The following is a 14,268-nucleotide window of genomic DNA, read 5'->3' on the forward strand; positions in this document are numbered from 1 at the left end:
TATCATGTCCGCAAAACCACCCATTCTCGTCGATCTGAAGTTCGACCCCGACACCGTTGCCCGCATCCTCAAGACGTCCTTTTTGGATCGCGGCAGCATCAATCTCGCCGATCCCACAAACAGGGATCGCGATCTGACCGACATCGACTATGCGCTTCTCTGGAAGCCGGACGCGGATCTTTTCAGCCGCGCCCCCAATCTCAAGGTCATCTTTTCGGGTGGCGCCGGGGTCGACAGCTTCATGAACCTGCCGGGCTTGCCTGACGTCCCGATCGTTCGCTTCTCCGACCGCAGCCTGACGACACGAATGAGCGAATGGGTGGTGATGCAGTGCCTCATGCATCTCCGGCAGCAGCATCAGCACGACAAAGATCAGCGCGCGCGCATCTGGGGCAAGCTGGTTCCGCCGGAAGCTGCCGAGATCACCGTCGGCATCATGGGCCTCGGCGTGCTCGGACAGGATGCGGCCTACAAGCTGAAGGTGATGGGTTTCAACGTCATCGGCTGGTCGCGCAGCCGCAAGGAGATCGACGGCGTCGAGACATTCGATTTCGGTCAGCTCGACGATTTCCTGTCCAGGACGGATGTTCTCGTCGGCCTTCTGCCGCTAACGCCCGAGACCAGTTGCTTCTATAATGCGGCGCTGTTTTCAAAGCTGCGGCAGGGCGGCGCGCTCGGCAAACCGGTGTTCATCAATGCCGGCCGCGGCAAGAGCCAGGTGCAGAGCGACATTGTCGCCGCGGTTCAGGGCGGCGTGCTCGGTGGCGCCTCGATCGACGTCTTCGCCGTCGAGCCGCTGCCCTCCGATGATCCGCTCTGGGGGCTGGAGAATGTGTTCATCACGCCGCACGATGCGGCGGTATCCGATGAGACAGCACTCTTCCGGCACGTCGAGCGCCAAATCGCCCGCTACGAGAGCGGTGAGCCTCTGCAATTCGTCGTCGACCGGCAGAGAGGTTACTGACGGCAGGAACCATGCCGCGTGCCGTTCGTTTTCCTCCGAGATGAAGCGCAGGGCTGATAAAGCTCACGCGGAAGGAGGAAGGCATGGCTCAGCAGACGGAAGCGCGCTGGGAAAAGCCCGACGGCAAGCTCCACGCCGAAGAGACGATTTCGCCAGTCAAGGCAAGGCAAGGTCGCATGGGCACCCGAGTTCTCATGGTTCTGATCGTCGCGTTGGCGCTTGCCTTCATCGTATGGATCCCCGTTGAAATCTGGGGCAAGAAGGAGGCCGCGGAGGTCGTTTCGCAGCAACCTGGACAGCAGATTCAATCGCAACAGCCGGCACCGGCTACGCCGAATGCCCCCGCGCAATAGGAACGGGGCGGGTCAGGCGGTCACAAAAGGCATCCTGCCGGACGGCCGGCGGGATGCTTTTCTGATTGCTCTGGACTTTACCGGCTGATTTTTCGATAAGAAAGCGCACGAGCCGGTCTTCGTGCGTCGGCTTATGACGCGATGTGTCCGGTTTGGGAATGGGCGGAGTTCATGGCCAAGACCGATATCGCAAGGCGCGTTTACAATCACACCTGGAAGCTCGATCCGATTGTTCGCAGCCTGATCGACACAGATTTCTACAAGCTGCTCATGCTGCAGATGATCTGGAAGCTCTATCCTGACGTCAACGCCACATTCACGCTGATCAACCGCACCAAACGCGTGCTTTTGGCCGAAGAGATCGATGAGGGCGAGCTGCGCGAGCAACTTGATCATGCGCGTTCGTTGCGCCTTTCCAAGAAAGAGATGATCTGGCTCGCGGGTAACAGCTTCTACGGGCGCGCGCAGATCTTCGAGCCCGAATTCCTGGCCTGGCTTTCGCATTTCCAGCTGCCCGAATACGAATTGTCGAAGCGCGATGGCCAATATGTACTCGACTTCCACGGCTCGTGGAAGGACACGACCATGTGGGAAATTCCAGCACTCGCGATTGTCAACGAGCTTCGGTCGCGCTCCGCCATGAAGGCGCTCGGGCCGTTTACGCTCGATGTGCTCTATGCCCGTGCCAAGGCACGGATGTGGGAAAAGGTGGAGCGCCTGCGCGCATTGCCGGGGCTACGCATCTCCGATTTCGGCACGCGCCGCCGCCACAGCTTCCTGTGGCAGCGCTGGTGTGTCGAGGCGCTGAAGGAAGGCATTGGTCCCGCCTTCACGGGCACCAGCAACGTCCTGCTCGCCATGGATTCCGATCTCGAAGCCGTGGGCACGAACGCCCACGAGCTGCCGATGGTGGCCGCGGCACTTGCCCAAACCGACGAGGAACTGCGTCGTTCGCCCTATAAGGTGTTGCGAGACTGGAACAAGCTCTACGGCGGAAACCTGCTGATCGTCCTTCCGGATGCCTTCGGCACCACCGCCTTCCTGCGCGATGCGCCCGAATGGGTCGCTGATTGGACGGGTTTCCGCCCGGATAGCGCGCCGCCTATCGAAGGCGGTGAGAAGATTATCGAATGGTGGAAGAAGATGGGCCGCGATCCGCGCCAGAAGCTGCTGATCTTCTCGGACGGGCTTGATGTGGATGCCATCATCGACACCTACAAGCACTTCGAAGGCAAGGTGCGCATGAGCTTCGGCTGGGGCACCAACCTCACCAACGATTTTGCCGGCTGCGCGCCGACCGAGATCTCCGGGCTCAATCCCATCTCTGTCGTCTGCAAGGTCATCGACGCCAACGGCCGCCCCGCCGTCAAACTGTCAGACAATCCGCAGAAGGCGACCGGCGACCCGGCCGAGGTTCAGCGGTACCTGAAGTTCTTCGGATCCGAAGATCGCGTCGATCAGGCGGTGCTTGTCTAGGCGCTGCCTGCGCAATCTCTTCAGAGCCGAGCCGGGAGCGAGATACAAGCTGGCAAAACGCGGTCACGGTCCCCATCTAGGAGGCAAGGCGCGGGCTGCCGATGGTTCACGCGCATCATTTCGCTGAAAGGACGATCCAATGACTGTAGAGCGTGCGGTACTGGCGGGCGGTTGCTTTTGGGGCATGCAGGATCTCATCAGGCGCTATCCGGGCGTCGTCTCCACTCGCGTAGGCTACACCGGTGGTGAAGTAGCGAACGCTACTTACCGGAATCACGGAAACCACGCCGAGGCGATCGAGATCATGTTCGATCCCGCGAAGATCAGCTACCGCGACATTCTCGAGTTCTTCTTCCAGATACACGATCCCACGACACTCAACCGGCAAGGCAATGATCTCGGCGCCAGCTACAGATCGGCGATATTCTACGCCAACGACGAACAGCGGCTAACCGCCGAAGACACCATCGCTGATGTGAACGCATCAGGCCTGTGGCCCGGCAAGGTCGTTACCCAAGTGGTTCCGGTAAGCGATTTCTGGGAGGCCGAACCGGAGCACCAGGACTATCTGGAGCGCATTCCGAACGGCTACACCTGTCACTTTGTCCGACCGGGGTGGAAGCTACCGAAGCGCGAGCAGAGCGCAGCTGCTGGCGGCTAGGACCGGCGATCCTTCCGTCGCTCCTTTCTCAACGCCGGATTGGATCTGACTGACAGAGGCCTTACCTCCGGGCAAAGGCATTTTGCAGCGGCTGCAGCTTGCACGGGTGCGTCCGCCGTAATGGTCTTGGTGGTCCGAATGGTATTGCGAAGGCCTTTCCTCCGGCCGCCGCCCCGAGTTCCAGTGCATGATTGAAGCGGGAACATCGAAGCCCACGCCCTGCGATGTCGTCGTGGTCCATTCGTTCAGCCGGTTCTTCCGTGACCATTTCGAGCTGGAATTCTACGCTCGCAAGCTCGCCAACACGGCGTGAAGCTGGTCTCGATCACACAGGAAATGGGCGATGACCCCGTGCACATCATGCGCGCCTTGAAGGAGAACGCACGGCAAGGCTTCTGGAACGGCTCGCTTCCTCCGAAATGGCGGACCGCTAGCGATGAAAGCGGGCAATTCGTTTTCGCCATAGCCCTCTGATCGAGATTATTGAAACGCGACCCGCGGCGCATCAGCCCGATTCAAGCTGGCCGGTCCAACGGTTTCGTCCTGCCCAGTATGGACAATTCGGGCAAGCCCCGCCGCTCGGATAGTCGATCCCCTCCTCATGGGGGCAACCCAGGATTTGCTCCGTCATCGCCACCGATCGCACCTCGTGACCGCGCAGGAACGTTGCGATCTCGACAAGGATCGTTTCGTTCGTCCGCACATCGCCGAAATCGACGAACCATCGGCGCAGTTCGGACGGATCGGATTGCGGTGCCGGGATGATGCTGGCGGCCGCCTTGGTGGCGCGGCGGTTGTCGGGACCATAGAAGGCGATCGTACCAACAGGATAACCCCCGACGCCTCGCTTGGCCTTTTTCTCGAGCCATTTCCTTGGCTGCCAGCCCAGTTTCATAGCGGCTGCTCCTTTCCGCGCTTCACGAATCTGCGCCATCCAGTATATAGAGTTCCAGAGCGGCGCGCATGGATCAAGGACATGGCCCACGGAAAGCGGCATCGGCCCGGAAAGCCGGCGGCGGTCGACGACCTGGAGAAGCAAGCGATTGTCACGGCCCGCGAGACCTTCATTCGTGACATCCTGAAGCCGCGCTTCCTGCCCGAGATCCGACCGGCCGAGTGGAACTATGCGATTGATATTCAGATGTGCCCTTCGCCCGTCTCGACCGGACGGGACCGGACGCTTCGACATCCAGTGGATGCGGCATACTGGAAAGTGGTGGCGGCGGCATACCGGGGTCAAGCTGACCGAAGCGCTCCACATCCTCGAAACCGATTGTATTCTGCATTCCCATTGATGCGAGATGTGTTGTCCGCCAACAATTCGATCCCGTAAGCGCACATCGACGCCAGCAGGGCAGCCGCACCCCGATGTTCTGACCTGACGGCCGATGCTGTTACCCGCTGACAGTCACCGACCAGATGTCACGCCACCTGCTTGCCTGCGAGGCCTTTGAATCGCCAAAGGAGGTGGGTGTGTTCGAGGCGTTCGGCCGATTGTTCGCCAAGCATGGCCTGCCGAACGCAATCCGCAGTGACAACGGCCTGGCTATTCGTGGCCGTTCCCCGACAGACCGCCCAAGCACGACCTCAGCACATGGACCGTCACCGATGACTGGCCCGATCCAGTTCCTGTCACGGAAGCCGAGATCGAGGTGTTCGAGCGATTGTTCGGGACCTGTTCGATGAACTCTTTGGCGCATCTGATCCTTGATAAATGCGGCAATATGCCGTATATAATCAAGGCAAGGAGATCAGCCATGCCCAGACCCACGAGTGAAGTCGAAACCGCCCGCCTTGAGGCGCGGGTGCCCGTCAACGTCTATGAGCAGATGCAGCGCGCCGCACGGCTGCGCGGCATGACCCTGACCGGCTATCTTATCGCGACGGCAGGTGAGGATGCCCGCCGCACTGTCGAGGAAGCCGACGTGCTGCGTCTGGCTGCCGAGGATCAGGTGCGTTTTGCCAAGGCCCTGATCGATCCGCCCGCGCCCAACGCCCGTCTCGCCCGCGCCGCAAAGCGTCATGCTGATCTGATCGCGCCCCGGTGAGTGCAAGGTTTGCTATAGAGCCGCTTGCCAAAGCTCACCAGCGTAAGGCGTTCTCGTGTGGCAATGAACGGATCGACCGCTATTTCCGCGAGGTCGTCACGCAGGACATCAAACGTCGATACGCAACCTGCTTCGTTGCCCGCGACCTTGAGACCGACCGGGTTGCGGGCTTCTACACGCTCTCATCGAGCAACGTGCCGCTCATGGCCGTGCCGGAACCGCTAGCGAGCCGATTGCCGCGCTACCCTACCGTTCCGGCCGTGCTGATCGGCTGGCTTGGCCGCGATCAGTCCTATGCGGGGCTTGGACTCGGCGAAGCCCTGTTGTTCGACGCTATCAAGACAGTCGCCGAAGCACCGATAGGCGCTCATGCCATCTTCGCCGATGCCATCGATGAGAAGGCCGCAGCCTTCTACGCGGCCTTCGGGTTCACCGCGCTGATTGATCGACCCAATACGCTTTATCTGCCGGTTGGGACAGCGCAGCGATTATTGTCGGGAGAAACGCCATGACATCTCCGAGCGAGGGCAAATCTCTACCTCATGTGGCGCTGCGCGCCGCCCTTTACCTGCGCGTCTCGACGGCGCGGCAGGCCGAGCGTGATGTCTCCATTCCCGACCAGAAGCGGCAGGGCGAAGCCTATTGCGAGGCGCGCGGCCTGCAACTGGCCTAGACCTTCATCGAACCCGGCGCGTCCGCGACCAATGATCGCCGCCCCGAGTTCCAGCGCATGATCGAGGCGGGCACGTCTAAGCCCGCGCCGTTCGATGTCGTCGTGGTCCATTCGTTCAGCCGCTTCTTCCGCGATCACTTCGAGCTTGAGTTCTATGTCCGCAAGCTGGCGAAGAATGGCGTGAAGCTGGTTTCGATCACGCAGGAAATGGGGGATGACCCCATGCACGTCATGATGCGGCAGATCATGGCGCTGTTCGATGAGTACCAGTCCAAGGAAAACGCCAAGCACGTCATCCGGGCCTTGAAAGAGAATGCCCGGCAAGGCTTCTGGAACGGCTCGCTTCCGCCTATCGGCTATCGCACCGTCGCCGCAGAACAGCGCGGAGCGAAAACCAAGAAAAAGCTGGAGATAGACCCGCTGCACGGCGACACGGTGCGGCTGATCAACCGGCTGGCCGTGCATGGTGACGGCACCACTGGCCAGATGGGTGTCAAGAACATCGTCTGATTGTAATGGCGGACAGAGAGGGATTCGAACCCTCGGTACGCTTTCACGTACACACGCGTTCCAGGCGTGCGCCTTCAACCACTCGGCCACCTGTCCTTTGGCGGTCTGCATCTGCGAAGATGCAAATCGTCGGAACGGCCGCGATATATACCGATGAATTTTTGCCGATCAACCCAAATCTAACAGTTTTTTGACTTCTTCCAGTAAAAGTGCGGCCAAGCCCTCCATTGCAGTCCCACCCGCCAGCTACTATGATTTGTTGTAGGTGCAAATGGCGCGGCTGGTCGGGCAAAATGCTCGGCGCGTTTGGTAGCCGGAGAGATCGATGCGTTTCCTTTTGCGTTTGGCAAGTCTTGTTGCGCTGGCCGTTGCCGTCATTGCCGGAACGATCGATTCCATCCAGTCCGTTGCCGCATCTTCCGTTGTCGTCACGCCGATGGGCGACGCGTGGCAGGACCTCAGCCCTTCCTCGCTGGAAACGCTGCAATCGACCATCGCCTACTATATCCATCCGCGCTTTTACACGCTTGCCTTCCAGTGGCTGATGCTCCAGCCCGCCTTCGCCGTGTTTCTGGTTCTGTCGCTGCTGTTGTGGATGGCGGGTTACAAGAAGTCGCCGGTGGCCGGCCGCTTTGCGGCATAACAAATGGCCTTGGCCCGGAATTTGAACGAAGACTTCGGCTCAGCATCAGACCAATTTTGACTGCCCGACTGACTACAAAAACCGCAACCCAACGATGATTTTGTTCAAAAATCAGCCCGCCTGAGCTGATTTTTGGCAATTGCGGCAAATTTTTACCAGCCGAAAAATTTCTCGTGAATTTTTTTTTGAGCCATGCAAGGATGCGCCCAGCCAGGCCTCCGGGGGGAGGTCGGTGGTTCCGCAGACACGCCTGAAACAGGCTTGCGGGAGGACCCAAACAAATAGAAACAATAGGGCTGCAACTCATGAAAAAATCCCTTCTGACTCTCCTGGGCGTGGCTGCAATGTCCACGACGGCGCTGGCCGCCGATGTCAAGCCGGCGCTCGTTTACGGCACCGGCGGGAAGTTCGATAAGTCTTTTAACGAAGCAGCCTTCAATGGCGCTGAGAAATTCAAGAAAGAAACCGGGATCGCTTATCGCGACTTCGAGCCGACCGGCGACACCCAGGGCGAGCAGGCGATCCGCAACTTCGCGAGCCGCGGCTTCAACCCAGTTATCGCTGTCTCCTTTGCGTGGACCTCGGCCATCGAGAAGGTCGCAGCTGAATTCCCCGACACCAAATTTGTCATCGTTGACGCCGTTGTCGACAAGCCGAACGTCCGTTCTGTCGTCTACAAGGAAGAAGAAGGTTCCTTCCTCGTTGGTACTCTCGCAGGCCTCGCTTCGAAGACCGGCAAGGTCGGCTTCGTCGGCGGCATGGACATTCCGCTGATCCGCAAGTTCGAATGTGGCTATGAGCAGGGCGCACGCTCCGTCAAGTCCGATATCGAGGTGTTCCAGAACATGACCGGCACGACGGGGGCTGCCTGGAATGACCCGGTCCGTGGTGGCGAGCTCACCAAGAACCAGATCGATCAGGGCGCTGACGTCATCTACGCTGCAGCAGGTGCCACCGGCCTCGGCGTCCTGCAGACGGCTGCCGACAACAAGAAGCTCTCGATCGGCGTCGACAGCAACCAGAACCACCTTCACCCGGGCTCCGTCCTCACCTCGATGGTCAAGCGCGTCGACCTCGCCGTCTACAACGGCTTCAGCGACGTCAAGGCTGACAAGTTCACGGCTGGCGTCCTGGCGCTCGGCGTCAAGGAAGACGGCGTCGCCGCCGCCGTGGACGAGAACAACAAGGCCCTGATCACGCCTGAAATGCAGGCTGCGCTCGACAAGGCCAAGGAAGGCATCATCGCGGGAACCGTCAAGGTTCACGACTACACGACGGACAACGCTTGCCCGAAGTGATCCGTGACTGAGACGGGCGTATGGCGGAGTTTTTTCGCCATACGCCCTTTTCGTATTTGGAGCCTGCTGTGACAGACACGCCCGCTATCGAACTTGTGGGCATCGACAAGAAATTCGGTGCCGTTCACGCCAACAAGGACATCAATCTTACCGTCGCCAAGGGCACGATTCACGGCATCATCGGGGAAAACGGTGCCGGCAAATCGACCTTGATGTCGATCATCTACGGATTCTATCATGCCGACGCCGGCGAAATCCGCGTCAACGGCAATCCCGTCACCATCAAGGACAGCCAGGCTGCGATCGCGGCCGGGATCGGGATGGTGCACCAGCACTTCATGCTGGTCGACAATTTCACGGTGCTAGAGAACGTCATGCTCGGCGCCGAGGGCGGCGCGCTGCTCGCCAGGGGCGTTTCTTCCGCGCGCGCCGAATTGCGACGCCTGGAGAAGGACTACGGCCTCGAAGTCAATCCCGATGCGTTGATCGAAGAGCTTCCGGTCGGGCTGCAGCAACGCGTCGAAATCCTGAAGGCCATGTACCGCGGCGCCGAGATCCTGATCCTCGACGAGCCGACGGGTGTGCTCACTCCTGCTGAAGCTGACCATCTTTTCAAGATCCTTCGCGTCCTTCGCGACCAGGGCAAGACCGTCATTCTGATCACCCACAAGCTGCGCGAGATCATGGCGATCACCGACACGGTATCGGTCATGCGCCGCGGCGAGATGGTCGCAACCCGCAAGACATCCGAGACGACGGTCGAGGAGCTTGCCGAACTGATGGTCGGCCGCCGCGTGCTTTTGCGCGTACAGAAGGGTGAAGCCAATCCGGGCAAGGTGATCCTGTCGGCCCGTAACCTGACCGTTAAGGACAATCGCGGCGTTACCATGGTCGACAACGTGTCCTTCGATGTCCGCGCCGGCGAGATTGTCGGCATTGCCGGCGTCGCCGGCAATGGGCAGTCCGAGCTACTGGAGGCGATATCAGGTATCCGCAAGCCGCATTCCGGCGAGATTTTCCTCGACGGTCATCCGATCGACAAGGCCGATCCGGCGCGGCTGCGCGAGCTTGGTCTTGCCCACATTCCGGAAGACCGGCATCACATGGGGCTGGTGCTGAAATTCGAGGAATACGAGAATTCCGTTCTCGGCTACCATCGCAATCCCGGCTACAGCAAGGGTCCGCTGCTCGACCTCGACGCGATCCGCAAGGACGCGATGGAGAAGATCGAAAAATACGACATCCGTCCGCCGAATCCTCGGCTGAAGACCGCTAACTTCTCCGGCGGCAACCAGCAGAAGATCGTCGTAGCGCGCGAAATCGAGCGCGATCCGACGGCGCTGATCATCGGCCAGCCGACCCGCGGCGTCGATATTGGCGCCATCGAATTCATTCACCGCCGGATCATCGAGATGCGCGACGCTGGCAAGGCGATCCTGCTCGTCTCTGTCGAACTCGATGAAATCCGCGCCCTTTCAGACCGTATCCTTGTCATGTTTGCCGGCCACGTCGTCGGCGAGAAGACGCCCGATGCCGGTGAACAGACCCTCGGCCTGATGATGGCCGGCATTGCCGCGTGAGGCCTTGATGAGCACTGCTTCCGTTCCACTTCCAAATTGGATCAACTACGGGCTCATCCCGCTGTTGAACCTGCTCGTCGCCTTCCTGATCTCCGGCTTCGTCGTCTGGCTGATCGGGGAGAGCCCGCTAGCGGCCCTGTCACTGCTGATCGAGGGCGCGCTCGGCAGCGGCGAAGGCATCGGCTTTACGCTCTACTACGCGACGAGCTTCATCTTCACCGGCCTCTCCGTTGCTGTTGCCATTCATGCTGGCCTGTTCAACATCGGTTCGGAAGGCCAGGCCTATCTTGGCGGTCTCGGCTGCGCACTGGTGGCGCTGGCGCTCGACCACTATGTCCCGTGGTACGTGACAATGCCGGTTGCCGTGGTGGGTGCCGGCCTCTTCGGCGCCGCCTGGGCCTTCATCCCCGCCTTCCTGCAGGCAAAGCGCGGCAGCCACATCGTCATCACCACGATCATGTTCAACTACATCGGCGCGGCGCTGATGGTGTATTTGCTGGTGCATGTGCTGATCGTGCCCGGCAAAATGGCTCCGGAAACCCGGACCTTCCTCGAAGGCGGGCAGTTGCCGAAGCTCGGCTGGCTGATGAACCTGTTCGGCGCCAAGCTTGGCGCAGCCCCCTTCAACGTCTCGTTCCTCATCGCGCTTGCTGCCGCCTATTTCGTCTGGCTGCTGATCTGGCGCACCAAGCTCGGCTTCGAGATGCGCACACTCGGCGTCAGCCAGAGCGCTGCGGCCTATGCCGGCATCCCCTACGCCCGTATCGTCATGATCGCCATGCTGCTGTCCGGCGCGCTGGCCGGCATGATGGCGCTGAACCCGGTCATGGGATCTTCTGCACGTCTGCAGGTGGAGTTCGTCGGCGGCGCCGGCTTCGTCGGCATTGCCGTGTCGTTGATGGGGAGAAATCACCCGGTCGGGATCATCTTCTCCGCGATCCTCTTCGGCATCCTCTACCAGGGTGGTGACTGGATCTCCTTCGAGATGCCCAACATCACGCGCGAAATGATCCTGGTGATCCAGGGGCTCGTCATCCTCTTTGCCGGCGCGCTCGAATATATGTTCCGCCCCGCGATGGTTCGCGTCTACCAACAGTTCAAAGCCGCGTGAGGGGAACGGACGATGGATTATTATGACATCTTCATCAGCGTCCTGAGCTCCACGATCCGCCTGTCGATCCCGCTGATCTTCACGGCGCTGGCAGGGCTGTTTTCCGAGCGGGCCGGCATCTTCGATATCGGCCTCGAGGGCAAGATGCTCGGCTCGGCATTTGCAGCGGCCTGCGTCGCTTATCTGACCGGTTCGCCATGGCTCGGCCTCGGCGCCGGCATCGTCTGCTCCGTGGCGCTCAGCCTCGTGCACGGCTTCGCCTCGATCACCAACCGCGGCAACCAGATCATCTCGGGTGTGGCGATCAACTTCTTCGTCGCCGGTATCACGATCGTTCTCGGCGGCGCATGGTTCGGCCAGGGCGGCCGCACGCCGCAGCTGCTTCCCGAGGCTCGCTTTGTGCCGATCGCGCTACCTGGCGCCGATGCCATCCGCGAAGTTCCGATCATCGGTCCGCTTTACGCCAACGTGATCTCGGGCAACAACATCCTGACCTATCTCGCCTTCCTCGCGGTCCCGCTTTCCTGGTGGATTCTCTATCGCACGCGCTTCGGCCTGCGACTGCGCGCCGTCGGCGAGAATCCGGGCGCGGTCGATACGGCGGGCATTTCGGTAAGCTGGCTGCGCTATCGCGCTGTCATGTGCGCAGGTATCCTCTGCGGCTTCTCCGGAACCTATCTGGCGATCGCGCAGTCGGCGGCCTTCATCAAGGACATGTCGGCCGGTAAAGGCTACATCGCACTTGCGGCGCTGGTCTTCGCGAAATGGAAGCCGGTGCCCGTCATGTTCGCCTGCCTGCTCTTCGGCTTCCTCGATGCGCTGGCAAACTTCATGCAAGGCAAGCACGTTCCTCTGATCGGCGAAGTTCCGGTGCAGATCTTCCAGGCACTGCCCTATATCCTGACCTGCGTCCTGCTCGCCGGCTTCATCGGCGTGGCGATCCCGCCGAAGGCGGGTGGTGTCCCCTATACGAAGGAGCGTTGAGAACATGTCCCACGATCTTTTCGAGGCCGCTCGCGGAGCCATGGCCTTCGCTCATGCTCCCTACTCGAAGTTCCCCGTCGGCGCGGCGATCCGCGCCGAGGACGGCAAGGTTTATACCGGCGCCAACATCGAAAACCTGTCCTTCCCGCAGGGTTGGTGCGCGGAGCCGACCGCCATCAGTGCCATGATCATGGGTGGCGCCAAGAAGATCGTCGAAATGGCTGTCATCGCCGAGAAACTGCCGCTTTGCCCGCCCTGCGGCGGCTGCCGGCAGAAGATCTCGGAGTTCGCTTCCAAGGACACGAAGATCTATCTTTGCGATGAGGTCGGCGTGAAGAAGACGATGACTATGGAAGAGCTACTGCCCTTCAGCTTCGAGACCGAACTTTGATGAGTGTCGCTCTCGATGTCCTTGCAGGCAAGCTCGGCGGTCTTTCGCCTCGGGTGGGCATCGTGCTTGGTTCGGGCCTCGGTTCGCTGGTCGGCGAGCTGAAGGACGCGCACCGCATCCCTTATCATGACGTGCCGGGCTTCCCGGTCAGCGCTGTCTCCGGCCATGCCGGAGAAGTCGTCGCCGGTTCGCTTGGCGGTGTACCTGTGGTGATGTTGTCCGGCCGAGTTCATTTCTACGAGAAAGGTGACGCAGGCGCGATGCGACTGCCGATCGAAGTCCTGAAGGAACTCGGTATCGGGACCCTGATCCTGACCAATTCCGCGGGTTCGCTGCGGGACGACATGCCGCCCGGCTCGGTGATGCAGATCACCGACCACATAAACTATTCCGGCATGAATCCGCTGATCGGCGAGGAGAGCGACCGCCGCTTTGTCGGAATGACCAGTGCCTACGATACGGACCTTGCCGACAGGATGCGCAAGGCCGCCGAGACGCTTGGCATCCCCTTGTCGCAAGGCGTCTATATGTGGTTCTCCGGCCCGAGCTTCGAAACACCGGCCGAAATCCGCATGGCCCGCATCCTCGGTGCAGACGCGGTCGGGATGTCGACGGTACCGGAGGTCATTATCGCACGAATGCTGGGCTTAAGGGTTGCAGCAGCGTCGGTAATCACCAACTATGGAGCGGGCATGACCGGCGGCGAACTGAGCCATGAGGAGACCAAGGATATGGCTCCGATCGGCGGAGCTCGCCTCGCCGCCATACTGAAAGAAATGATTGCAGGAGAACGCGAACAATGACCAACCATTCCAGCAAGGAAACGGCCGCCGTCGCCCTCTCCCTCCTCGATCTCACGAACCTCAAGGACGATTGCACCGAGGCGCAGATCGACGCGCTGTGCGCCCGGGCCCAGACCCCCTATGGCAACACGGCAGCGATCTGCATCTGGCCGCGCTTCGTCGCTCGCGCTCGCGCCGTACTCGGCACAGGCCATCCGGTGCGGATTGCGACGGTGGTCAACTTCCCGTCGGGCGAGATGGAGGTGGCCGACGTTGCCGCCGAAACCCGCGAGGCGATTGCCGATGGCGCCGATGAAATCGACCTCGTCATCCCCTATCGCAAGTTCATGACCGGTAGCGGCAAGGCCGTCACCGACATGGTTGCCGCCGTCCGTGCCGAGTGCAAGGATCCGATCGTGCTGAAGGTCATTCTCGAGACCGGCGAAATCAAGGACGCGGCGCTGATCCGTCGCGCCTCCGAACTCGCGATCGAGGCGGGTGCCGACTTCATTAAGACCTCCACGGGCAAGGTCTCCACCAATGCGACCCTGGAAGCGGCCGACATCATGTTGCGGGTCATCCGCCAGAGTGGCCGAAAGGTCGGCTTCAAGCCGGCAGGCGGTATCGGTTCGGTGGCAGATGCAGCGCTTTATCTGAGCCTTGCAGAAACGATCATGGCACCCGACTGGCCGATGCCATCCACCTTCCGTTTCGGCGCATCGGGGTTGCTCGACGACATTCTTGCCGTTCTCAGCGGCACGCAATCCGCAGCCGCCGTCGCTTCGAGCTATTGA

At 60.7% G+C, this 14,268-nt stretch carries 15 protein-coding genes, 1 tRNA gene and 3 pseudogenes; 17 read left to right on the forward strand and 2 right to left on the reverse strand.

Annotated elements, in window-relative coordinates:
• Positions 1-4: 4 nt before the first annotated feature.
• From ATY79_RS13460 to ATY79_RS13480, 5 genes and pseudogenes are all read left to right on the forward strand, one after another.
• Positions 5-964 (forward strand): glyoxylate/hydroxypyruvate reductase A, encoded by a 960-nt coding sequence (locus tag ATY79_RS13460; protein WP_088690995.1) that lies wholly within the window; start codon positions 5-7, stop codon positions 962-964.
• 83 nt (positions 965-1,047) lie between these two features.
• A complete protein-coding gene (locus tag ATY79_RS13465) occupies positions 1,048-1,317 on the forward strand; it encodes a hypothetical protein (protein WP_088690994.1) in 270 nt (89 codons plus the stop codon).
• A 171-nt stretch (positions 1,318-1,488) separates the two neighbouring features.
• Positions 1,489-2,793, forward strand: coding sequence for a nicotinate phosphoribosyltransferase (gene pncB, locus ATY79_RS13470; RefSeq protein WP_088690993.1), 1,305 nt, complete (start codon positions 1,489-1,491; stop codon positions 2,791-2,793).
• Positions 2,794-2,932: 139 nt separating this feature from the next.
• Positions 2,933-3,454, forward strand: coding sequence for a peptide-methionine (S)-S-oxide reductase MsrA (gene msrA, locus ATY79_RS13475; RefSeq protein ID WP_088690992.1), 522 nt, complete (start codon positions 2,933-2,935; stop codon positions 3,452-3,454).
• Positions 3,455-3,620: 166 nt separating this feature from the next.
• Positions 3,621-3,901, forward strand: a pseudogene (locus ATY79_RS13480) (recombinase family protein); the annotation flags it as partial.
• Between the two features lie 58 nt (positions 3,902-3,959).
• Here the strand turns inward: ATY79_RS13480 and ATY79_RS13485 are convergent.
• Positions 3,960-4,349, reverse strand: coding sequence for a hypothetical protein (locus ATY79_RS13485; protein WP_088690991.1), 390 nt, complete (start codon positions 4,347-4,349; stop codon positions 3,960-3,962).
• A gap of 485 nt (positions 4,350-4,834) precedes the next feature.
• On the opposite strand from ATY79_RS13485, the pseudogene ATY79_RS31535 reads away from it, so the two are divergent.
• The 4 genes and pseudogenes from ATY79_RS31535 to ATY79_RS13510 form a co-directional block, all read left to right on the forward strand.
• A pseudogene (locus ATY79_RS31535) lies at positions 4,835-4,999 on the forward strand (IS481 family transposase); the annotation flags it as partial.
• A 212-nt stretch (positions 5,000-5,211) separates the two neighbouring features.
• On the forward strand, positions 5,212-5,502 hold the full coding sequence (locus ATY79_RS13500) for a DUF1778 domain-containing protein (protein ID WP_189637072.1): 291 nt from the start codon (positions 5,212-5,214) through the stop codon (positions 5,500-5,502).
• A complete protein-coding gene (locus ATY79_RS13505; RefSeq protein ID WP_088690990.1) occupies positions 5,499-6,014 on the forward strand; it encodes a GNAT family N-acetyltransferase in 516 nt (171 codons plus the stop codon). The genes ATY79_RS13500 and ATY79_RS13505 overlap by 4 nt, the downstream gene beginning before the upstream one ends.
• Positions 6,011-6,682: pseudogene (locus tag ATY79_RS13510) on the forward strand (recombinase family protein); the annotation flags it as partial. The gene ATY79_RS13505 and the pseudogene ATY79_RS13510, both read left to right, overlap by 4 nt.
• Positions 6,683-6,691: 9 nt before the next feature.
• Here the strand turns inward: ATY79_RS13510 and ATY79_RS13515 are convergent.
• Positions 6,692-6,781 (reverse strand) — tRNA-Ser (locus ATY79_RS13515).
• A 229-nt stretch (positions 6,782-7,010) separates the two neighbouring features.
• On the opposite strand from ATY79_RS13515, the gene ATY79_RS13520 reads away from it, so the two are divergent.
• From ATY79_RS13520 to deoC, 8 genes are all read left to right on the forward strand, one after another.
• Positions 7,011-7,328 (forward strand): hypothetical protein, encoded by a 318-nt coding sequence (locus ATY79_RS13520; protein ID WP_088690989.1) that lies wholly within the window; start codon positions 7,011-7,013, stop codon positions 7,326-7,328.
• 305 nt (positions 7,329-7,633) lie between these two features.
• Positions 7,634-8,626: a BMP family ABC transporter substrate-binding protein gene (locus ATY79_RS13525; protein WP_088690988.1), complete on the forward strand. Its 993-nt coding sequence runs from the start codon at positions 7,634-7,636 to the stop codon at positions 8,624-8,626.
• Positions 8,627-8,694: 68 nt separating this feature from the next.
• The gene (locus ATY79_RS13530; RefSeq protein WP_189637071.1) at positions 8,695-10,206 is read left to right on the forward strand and encodes an ABC transporter ATP-binding protein; all 1,512 of its coding nucleotides are present in this window, start codon (positions 8,695-8,697) and stop codon (positions 10,204-10,206) included.
• Between the two features lie 7 nt (positions 10,207-10,213).
• Positions 10,214-11,317, forward strand: a complete 1,104-nt coding sequence (locus ATY79_RS13535; RefSeq protein ID WP_088704127.1) for an ABC transporter permease — start codon at positions 10,214-10,216, stop codon at positions 11,315-11,317.
• A 12-nt stretch (positions 11,318-11,329) separates the two neighbouring features.
• Positions 11,330-12,301, forward strand: coding sequence for an ABC transporter permease (locus ATY79_RS13540; protein WP_088690985.1), 972 nt, complete (start codon positions 11,330-11,332; stop codon positions 12,299-12,301).
• A gap of 4 nt (positions 12,302-12,305) precedes the next feature.
• On the forward strand, positions 12,306-12,692 hold the full coding sequence (locus tag ATY79_RS13545) for a cytidine deaminase (RefSeq protein WP_088690984.1): 387 nt from the start codon (positions 12,306-12,308) through the stop codon (positions 12,690-12,692).
• Positions 12,692-13,495 (forward strand): purine-nucleoside phosphorylase, encoded by an 804-nt coding sequence (locus ATY79_RS13550; RefSeq protein ID WP_088704128.1) that lies wholly within the window; start codon positions 12,692-12,694, stop codon positions 13,493-13,495. Before ATY79_RS13545 ends, ATY79_RS13550 begins: the two co-directional genes overlap by 1 nt.
• Positions 13,492-14,268 carry a deoxyribose-phosphate aldolase gene (gene deoC, locus ATY79_RS13555; RefSeq protein WP_088690982.1) on the forward strand — a complete coding sequence of 259 codons (777 nt, stop codon included), beginning with the start codon at positions 13,492-13,494 and terminating at the stop codon, positions 14,266-14,268. Before ATY79_RS13550 ends, deoC begins: the two co-directional genes overlap by 4 nt.

Origin of the sequence: Rhizobium sp. R693, assembly GCF_002211315.1 — a bacterium.
Taxonomy (GTDB): Bacteria; Pseudomonadota; Alphaproteobacteria; order Rhizobiales; family Rhizobiaceae; genus Rhizobium.

Bases quoted from the DNA above. Each gene is read 5' to 3' on its own strand.
- ATY79_RS13460 (WP_088690995.1), top strand. From the start codon at position 5: ATGTCCGCAAAACCACCCATTCTCGTCGATCTGAAGTTCGACCCCGAC.
- ATY79_RS13465 (WP_088690994.1), top strand. From the start codon at position 1,048: ATGGCTCAGCAGACGGAAGCGCGCTGGGAAAAGCCCGACGGCAAGCTC.
- pncB (WP_088690993.1), top strand. From the start codon at position 1,489: ATGGCCAAGACCGATATCGCAAGGCGCGTTTACAATCACACCTGGAAG.
- msrA (WP_088690992.1), top strand. From the start codon at position 2,933: ATGACTGTAGAGCGTGCGGTACTGGCGGGCGGTTGCTTTTGGGGCATG.
- ATY79_RS13485 (WP_088690991.1), bottom strand. From the start codon at position 4,349: ATGAAACTGGGCTGGCAGCCAAGGAAATGGCTCGAGAAAAAGGCCAAG.
- ATY79_RS13500 (WP_189637072.1), top strand. From the start codon at position 5,212: ATGCCCAGACCCACGAGTGAAGTCGAAACCGCCCGCCTTGAGGCGCGG.
- ATY79_RS13520 (WP_088690989.1), top strand. From the start codon at position 7,011: ATGCGTTTCCTTTTGCGTTTGGCAAGTCTTGTTGCGCTGGCCGTTGCC.
- ATY79_RS13525 (WP_088690988.1), top strand. From the start codon at position 7,634: ATGAAAAAATCCCTTCTGACTCTCCTGGGCGTGGCTGCAATGTCCACG.
- ATY79_RS13535 (WP_088704127.1), top strand. From the start codon at position 10,214: ATGAGCACTGCTTCCGTTCCACTTCCAAATTGGATCAACTACGGGCTC.
- ATY79_RS13540 (WP_088690985.1), top strand. From the start codon at position 11,330: ATGGATTATTATGACATCTTCATCAGCGTCCTGAGCTCCACGATCCGC.
- ATY79_RS13545 (WP_088690984.1), top strand. From the start codon at position 12,306: ATGTCCCACGATCTTTTCGAGGCCGCTCGCGGAGCCATGGCCTTCGCT.
- ATY79_RS13550 (WP_088704128.1), top strand. From the start codon at position 12,692: ATGAGTGTCGCTCTCGATGTCCTTGCAGGCAAGCTCGGCGGTCTTTCG.
- deoC (WP_088690982.1), top strand. From the start codon at position 13,492: ATGACCAACCATTCCAGCAAGGAAACGGCCGCCGTCGCCCTCTCCCTC.